Source organism: Terriglobales bacterium, assembly GCA_035543055.1.
In the GTDB taxonomy this organism is placed as follows: domain Bacteria; phylum Acidobacteriota; class Terriglobia; order Terriglobales; family Acidobacteriaceae; genus JAIQFD01.
Genome location: DATKKJ010000252.1, coordinates 1 through 6,602 on the forward strand (window position 1 = coordinate 1; position 6,602 = coordinate 6,602).

Annotated in this window: 6 protein-coding genes; 4 read left to right on the plus strand and 2 right to left on the minus strand. The window is 65.3% G+C overall.

What is annotated here, in order from left to right:
* Positions 1-583, plus strand: a 583-nt coding sequence (locus VMS96_15845; GenBank protein ID HVP44898.1) for a cbb3-type cytochrome c oxidase subunit I, incomplete at its 5' end; no start/stop codon positions are given.
* Between the two features lie 124 nt (positions 584-707).
* Here VMS96_15845 and VMS96_15850 read toward each other — a convergent pair.
* A complete protein-coding gene (locus VMS96_15850) occupies positions 708-1,187 on the minus strand; it encodes a group I intron-associated PD-(D/E)XK endonuclease (protein HVP44899.1) in 480 nt (159 codons plus the stop codon).
* Between the two features lie 626 nt (positions 1,188-1,813).
* On the opposite strand from VMS96_15850, the gene VMS96_15855 reads away from it, so the two are divergent.
* The 3 genes from VMS96_15855 to VMS96_15865 all read left to right on the plus strand — a co-directional run bounded on the left by VMS96_15855 (position 1,814) and on the right by VMS96_15865 (position 5,310).
* Positions 1,814-4,576: a bifunctional acetate--CoA ligase family protein/GNAT family N-acetyltransferase gene (locus VMS96_15855; protein ID HVP44900.1), complete on the plus strand. Its 2,763-nt coding sequence runs from the start codon at positions 1,814-1,816 to the stop codon at positions 4,574-4,576.
* Positions 4,577-4,597: 21 nt separating this feature from the next.
* A complete protein-coding gene (locus VMS96_15860; GenBank protein ID HVP44901.1) occupies positions 4,598-4,873 on the plus strand; it encodes a hypothetical protein in 276 nt (91 codons plus the stop codon).
* Between the two features lie 113 nt (positions 4,874-4,986).
* Positions 4,987-5,310, plus strand: a complete 324-nt coding sequence (locus VMS96_15865) for an oxidative damage protection protein (protein HVP44902.1) — start codon at positions 4,987-4,989, stop codon at positions 5,308-5,310.
* Between the two features lie 116 nt (positions 5,311-5,426).
* On the opposite strand, the gene VMS96_15870 is transcribed toward VMS96_15865, so the two are convergent.
* A partial coding sequence (locus VMS96_15870) for an ATP-grasp domain-containing protein (protein HVP44903.1) occupies positions 5,427-6,602 on the minus strand: 1,176 nt, incomplete at its 5' end.

Sequence of the window (6,602 nt, forward strand, 5' to 3'; positions counted from 1 at the left end):
AACGCTTCTGACTCTGGACGCATGGGATTTCATCAAGCTGAGAAAGGCGCAGTGTTCCGCGTGCGGCCACGATCTGGCCTGGAGCCAGAAGTGGTCCATCTACTTCCTCATGGCCGTGGGTGTCTGGAACTTCGTCGGCGCGGGGGTCTTCGGTTTCCTGATCAACTTGCCGATCGTGTCCTACTTCGAGGTGGGCACGTCGCTCACCGCCAATCACGCCCACGCCGCGATGTTTGGTGTCTTTGGGATGTTGGCCTTGGCAGTCCTAGTCTTCTGCCTAAGGGCAATGCAATCCGACATCACGTGGAAGGAAACGGAGAAGTTCGTCCGGGTGGGCTTCTGGGGTGCTAATGTGGGCCTCGCGCTCATGATCATTCTGGATCTGTTCCCCGGAGGAGTAATCCAGCTCTGGGATTCCATCGCCAACGGGTATTGGCACGCGCGCCGCCTGACGTTCCTGATGGGTGGCACCTACCATAAGCTGGAATGGCTGCGCATGATGGGGGACATGATCTTCCTCTTCGCCGGCGCCCTGCCCATCACGCTCGGCGCGTTGCGCAGTATGTGGAAAAGGGACCTCTAGCCTAACTGGCGATAATGTATGGTCCGCCGCGCAACTACAAGAACGCAACCGTTGCCCAGTTGCCCCTCAGGAGCGGTCCACGAGCGATAAATCGGCTTAGCACAAGTGTGCGCTTTTGCTTCGCCTACTCGGTGCCGGCGTGGATGGTGAAGCGCTGGTAGCGGGCCCAGGCGCCAGGTTCGTCGCCGGTCAACAGGTGCCAGGCCTCGCGGTACTGCTCGTATTTCCGCTTGCTCTTGGGGTTGTGGGGAGCGAAGGCGGCGCCCTTGCAGCCGGCGATGGCGTCCACGGGAATGACGTACCAGACATCGGCGTCGGGGATGGCGACCACGACGAAATCGATGTCGGCGCGCTTGAAGCCGCCGCGGCCGCTGGTGATCTGGTACTTGCCGCGCCAGCGCTTCCAGGCGGACTTGACCTGCACCCGGTTCATGGCGCGGCGGACGTTATAGACGACGAAGTCGAAGGGCTCGTTCTCACCCATGGGCCGGCAGACAGTGAGGCCCTGCCCCATGGCTTTGGCGCTAAAGGCGGCTTCGGCCCAATCGCCACGGTGCTTCTCGTCGCGCATGCGGGGATGGAAGAGGCGGTCAAAACGGCCCATGGTCACAGGATAGCGCAGAGGCAGGGCAGGCGGCTGTGATGGCGGTCACGGGGAAGTACTCAGTACTCGGTACTCAGTACCCAGTGGGACCTCGAGAAACCCACGATTGACCGGGGCGTCGGGACTGACGTCCCGACGCTGGACGGCATAGTCAGTGCGAATATCTCCCAGATCCTTCGGTCGTCCCTCAAGGGACTCCCTCAGGATGACAATCCATAAAGAACACAGGTGATGGCGCGGCTGAAGGCGCGCCCCAACAAAGCGAGCCCCTGCCTCAGGAGTCAGGCGTCGGGAGTCAGGAGTCAGTTTCGTCTACTACTGCCGCTTCCACGCGCACCTGGACGATGACCATCAGCCCGTGGCGCCCGGTCCCGACGGTGGCATCCAGGACACGAACGGAAACTTCGGCACGCCGATGAATGGGATCATCACCGTTCTGCCCGGAGAGTGACCCATCCCGAGGATCCAACAACACTGGCCCGGCCGAGTGCCGGGCCAGTCCTTTCGCGGATCCTCAATTGTGCACGAGGCTGTAATGGCGGTCGCCGGACGTGACCGGCATCACAGGCGGGGGGGCCGCGCCGAAGACTAGAATGTCCCCTTAGTTCATCTGCTGCGAGGTCCTTATGGAATCCCTGACCAGCAAGCCCGCCGCAAAAAATAGCGGAAAGCCGAGCGTCGATCCGGCGCACGACCTCTTACGCAGCGAGGGGCACCCGCTGGACGCGGTGTTCCGTCCGAAGAACGTGGCGGTGATCGGGGCCACGGAGCGGCAGGGCAGTGTAGGGCGCTCGGTGCTGTGGAACCTGATGAGCACGCCGTTCGGGGGGACGGTGTTCCCCATCAATCCGAACCGGCCGAGCGTGCTGGGGATCCGCACCTACCGCGACGTGCAGTCGCTTCCGGAGAAGCCCGACCTGGCGGTGGTGACAACGCCGGCGGCGACGGTGCCGGCCATCATGAAGGAGTGCGCGGACGCCGGGGTGGCAGCGGGCATCATCATCTCGGCGGGGTTCCGCGAGTTCGGAGAGACGGGGCAGGAGCTGGAGCGGCAGATCGCGGAGCACATCCGCGGGCGCATGCGAGTGATCGGGCCGAACTGCCTGGGAGTGATGAACCCGCTCACCGGGCTGAACGCGACCTTCGCGTCGGCCATCGCACGGCCGGGAAGCGTGGCCTTCATCAGCCAGAGCGGCGCGTTGTGCACCGCAGTGCTGGACTGGAGCCTGCGCGAGATGGTGGGCTTCAGCGCCTTCGTCTCCGTGGGGTCGATGCTGGACGTGGGGTGGGGCGACCTGATCAGCTACTTCGGCGACGACACCCGCACCCAGGCGATCGTGATCTACATGGAGTCGGTGGGGGACGCGCGAGCATTCCTGTCGGCGGCGCGCGAAGTGTCGCTGACCAAGCCGGTGATCGTGATCAAGGCGGGGCGGACGGCGGCGGCAGCCAAGGCGGCGGCCTCGCACACCGGGGCGCTCACCGGCAGCGACGAGGTGCTGGACGCGGCCTTCCGGCGCAGCGGGGTGCTGCGGGTCAACACCATCTCCGACATCTTCTACATGACGGAAGTGCTGGCCAAGCAGCCGCGCCCGCGGGGCCCGCGCCTGACCATCCTGACCAATGCCGGGGGCCCGGCGGTGCTGGCCACCGACGCGCTGATCGCGCTGGGCGGGCAGCTGGCGGACCTGACGCCGGAGACCATCGCGGCCTACAACCAATTCCTGCCGCCGCACTGGAGCCACAACAATCCGGTGGACATTTTGGGCGACGCCGAGCCGGAGCGGTACGCCAAAGCGCTGGAGATCGCCGCGAAGGACCCGAACACCGACGGCATCCTGGTGGTCCTGACGCCGCAGGGGATGACCAATCCCACGGCCATCGCGGAACAGCTCAAGCCCTACGCCAACTCCACCGGGAAACCGGTGCTGGCGAGCTGGATGGGAGGCGCCGACGTGGCCCACGGGGAGGAGATCCTGAACCGCATCGGGATCCCGACCTTCCCCTATCCCGACACCGCGGCCCGGGCCTTCAACTACATGTGGCGCTACACCTACAACCTGCGCGGGCTGTACGAGACGCCGAGCATGGCGAGCACGGGGGAGCCACCCGACCGGGGAACGGCGGCGAGCATCGTACAGCATGCGCACGGCAGCGGCCGGACCCTCCTGACCGAGCACGAATCGAAGCAGTTGCTGCAGGCGTACGGCATCCCGACGGTGCGGACGGAGGTGGCTGAGAATCCCGAGGAAGCGGTCCGGATCGCGCGCGAGCTGGGGTATCCGGTGGTGGTCAAGCTGTTGTCGGAGACCATCACGCACAAGACCGACGTCGGAGGAGTGCAGCTCAACCTGGGGAGCGACGAGGCGGTGCGCGCCGCGTTCGAGGAGATCCGCCGCGGGGTGAGCGAGCGCGCCAGCGCGCAGGATTTCCTGGGTGTGACGGTGCAGCCGATGGTGAAGCTGGAGGGCTACGAGCTGATCATCGGCAGCAGCCTGGATGCGCAGTTCGGACCGGTGCTGCTGTTCGGCGCCGGCGGACAACTGGTGGAGGTGAACAAGGACAGCGCGCTGGCACTGCCGCCGCTGAATTCGACACTGGCCCGGCGCATGATGGAGCAGACCAGGATCTTCACCGCGCTCAAGGGGGTACGGGGGCGAAAACCGGTGGACCTGACGGCGCTGGAAGAGCTGCTGGTGCGCTTCAGCCAGCTGGTGGTGGAGCAGCCGTGGATCCGGGAGATCGACATCAACCCGCTGCTGGCGTCGCCGGAACGGCTGGTGACGCTGGACGCGCGGGTGGTGTTGCACGGGCCGGAGATGACGGAGCAGCAGCTGCCACGCCCCGCGGTCCGGCCGTATCCGATGCAGTACGTCGGCGGCTGGACGATGAAGGACGGGCAGAAGGTGTGCATCCGGCCGATCCGTCCGGAGGACGAGCCGCTAATCGTGAAGTTCCACCAGAAACTCTCGGCGCGCACCGTGTACCTGCGCTACTTCCAGCCGATGAAGCTCTCGACCCGGACGTCGCACGAGCGCATGACGCGCATCTGCTTCATCGACTACGACCGGGAGATGGCGCTGGTGGCGGAGCGCAGGGACCTGGCGACCGACGAGCCGGAGATCGTCGGCGTGACCCGGCTGAGCAAGCTGCACGGCGTCGACGCCGCGGAATCGGCGGTGGTCCTGCTGGATGAGGTGCAGGGCAAAGGGCTGGGGACCGAGCTGGTGCGCCGCAGCCTGGAGGTGGCCAAGGCGGAACGATTGAAGCGGGTGCTCTCAACCGTGCTGCCGGAAAACCTGGAGATGCGTGCGGTGAACAAGAAGCTGGGGTTCCGCGTGGTCTCCCGGATCGATGAGGACGTGGTGCGGATGGAGCTAGACCTGTAAAGCCGCAAGTCCACCCTCGACATGGTGTCGGATGAGGGTGACGATCAGTGCCTGGGTTCCGACCTGAGTGCGACGGTGAAGGTGGGCAGCTGCAATTCGGGCTTGCCCAACACCTTGTTCACCAACGGCTGCACCATTTCCGACCTGATCAAGAACATCGGGGCGCAGTCGAAGAACCATGGCGAGTTCGTCAGCGGAGTGGCACACCTGACGGACGTGCTGAAGGGCGCGGGACTGTTCAAAGGCGCGGCGAAGGGAGCCATCCAGAGCTGCGCAGCGGGAGCAGCCATTCCATAGGCCATTAGCAAATGGATGAATACGGGGCAGCCCTTGCGGCTGCCCTTTCTTGTGCTGTTCGTGGGCGCCGAGGGCCCTGCGGTATCATAAGAGTTCGTGAGGAAGGAGCCATCATGAGCTGTGGGTCGCCGCAGGTCCCGCCGGAAGCAGGCAGCGATAGCAAGCACAAGGTCTTCTGCGTGAAGTTCCAGCGGGAGATGCCCGGGCTGGACGAGCCCCCGTTCGATACCGACCTGGGGAAGAAGATCTACGAGAACGTGTCCGCCGAGGCGTGGAAGATGTGGGGCGAACATTGCAAGATGATCCTCAATGAGTATCGGCTGAACCCGGCCAACAAGAAGGACCAGGAGCTCATCGTGCAGCAGATGGAGCAGTACTTCTTCGGGGAGGGCGCGGCGCTGCCGCCGGAGTACGTGCCTCCGAAGACGAAGCAATAGGGACCCTCGAAGACCACGTGGCGCGGCCGCCCCCGGCCGCGCTTTCTTCTTGGAGAAAGCAGGTCCCTCACGGGCTGAAGCCCGTTCGGGATGACACTGGGAAATAAGAATGGGGGCTACTTCACAATGAGGAGTTCGGGGGCGATCACGAATTCCAGCTTGGCATGGGCGTCGCGCAGGGCTTGCTCCACCAGTTCCGGAGTGCGCTCGCGGGCGAAGAGGAAGCCGAGGTAGCTGGAACCTTCGGGCAAGGGCACCAGCTTCTGCTGCGGCTTGGCGGTGATCTCCAGGTCCACGATGCCGGGAGTGCCGAGCGCGTACTGCGAGCCACGCACCTCTTCGTAGAAGCCGACCTTGGGGATCGGGATCATCATCACGCCGGAGGCGCGGTCTTCGCGCAGCACGCGGTGGACCTCATAGCCCAGCGCCAGGCGGATGAGCACCTCCTCCAGCGACATCTCCTGTTTGACCAGGGGGAACTTGAAACGCAACGCGCGGGCGCAAAGACCGCCGATGCAGCGGGCAGCGACTTCCATGACATACACGCCGGCGGCGCCCAGGCGGAATTCGGCGTGCACCGGGCCGTGAGCGAGGCCGAGGGCGCGGACCGAGGCATCGAGGGCGCGGGTCACCGCTTCCTGCAGTGGGGCCGCGTGGCGCGAGGGGGTGACGTAGATAGTCTCCTCGAAGTAGGGCCCAGTGAGCGGATCGGGCTTGTCGAAGATGGCGAGAATGTGCAGGCGTCCGCGCTCGACCAGGGCTTCGACCGCGACTTCGGCGCCGGCGATGTACTCCTCCACCTGGATGAACCGGCTGGTCTCCTCGCGCAGGGCTTTGACGTCGCCGGCCGAAAGCAGACGGCGCACACGATCGAAGGCGGCGACGAATTCTTCTGGCGTGTCAGCGCGGATGACGCCGCGGCTGCCGGAAAGCGCGATGGGCTTCACCACGCAAGGAAAGGTGACGCCCGGCAAGATGGCTGCCGGATCTTCTTCGACGTGGAAGCGCTGGAAAGCCGGTACCTGGAGGCCGGCGGCTTTCAGGCGCTCGCGCGAGCGATACTTGTCGCGGCAGAGGTCAGCGGCTTCGGGCGGATGCCCGGGCAGACCAAGCGCCTCAGCGACGCGGGCGGCGGTGGGCGTAGGACGATCGCCGACGGCAACCACGGCATGGATGGGAGTCCGCGCCGAGAAATCGAGGACCTGGCGCGCGGCTCCTTCCGCATCTTCGAAATGCAGGGGCAGCGCCTGGTCGCGCCAGGGATCTTCGAGCACGTGGCAGCGGTCGGTGCC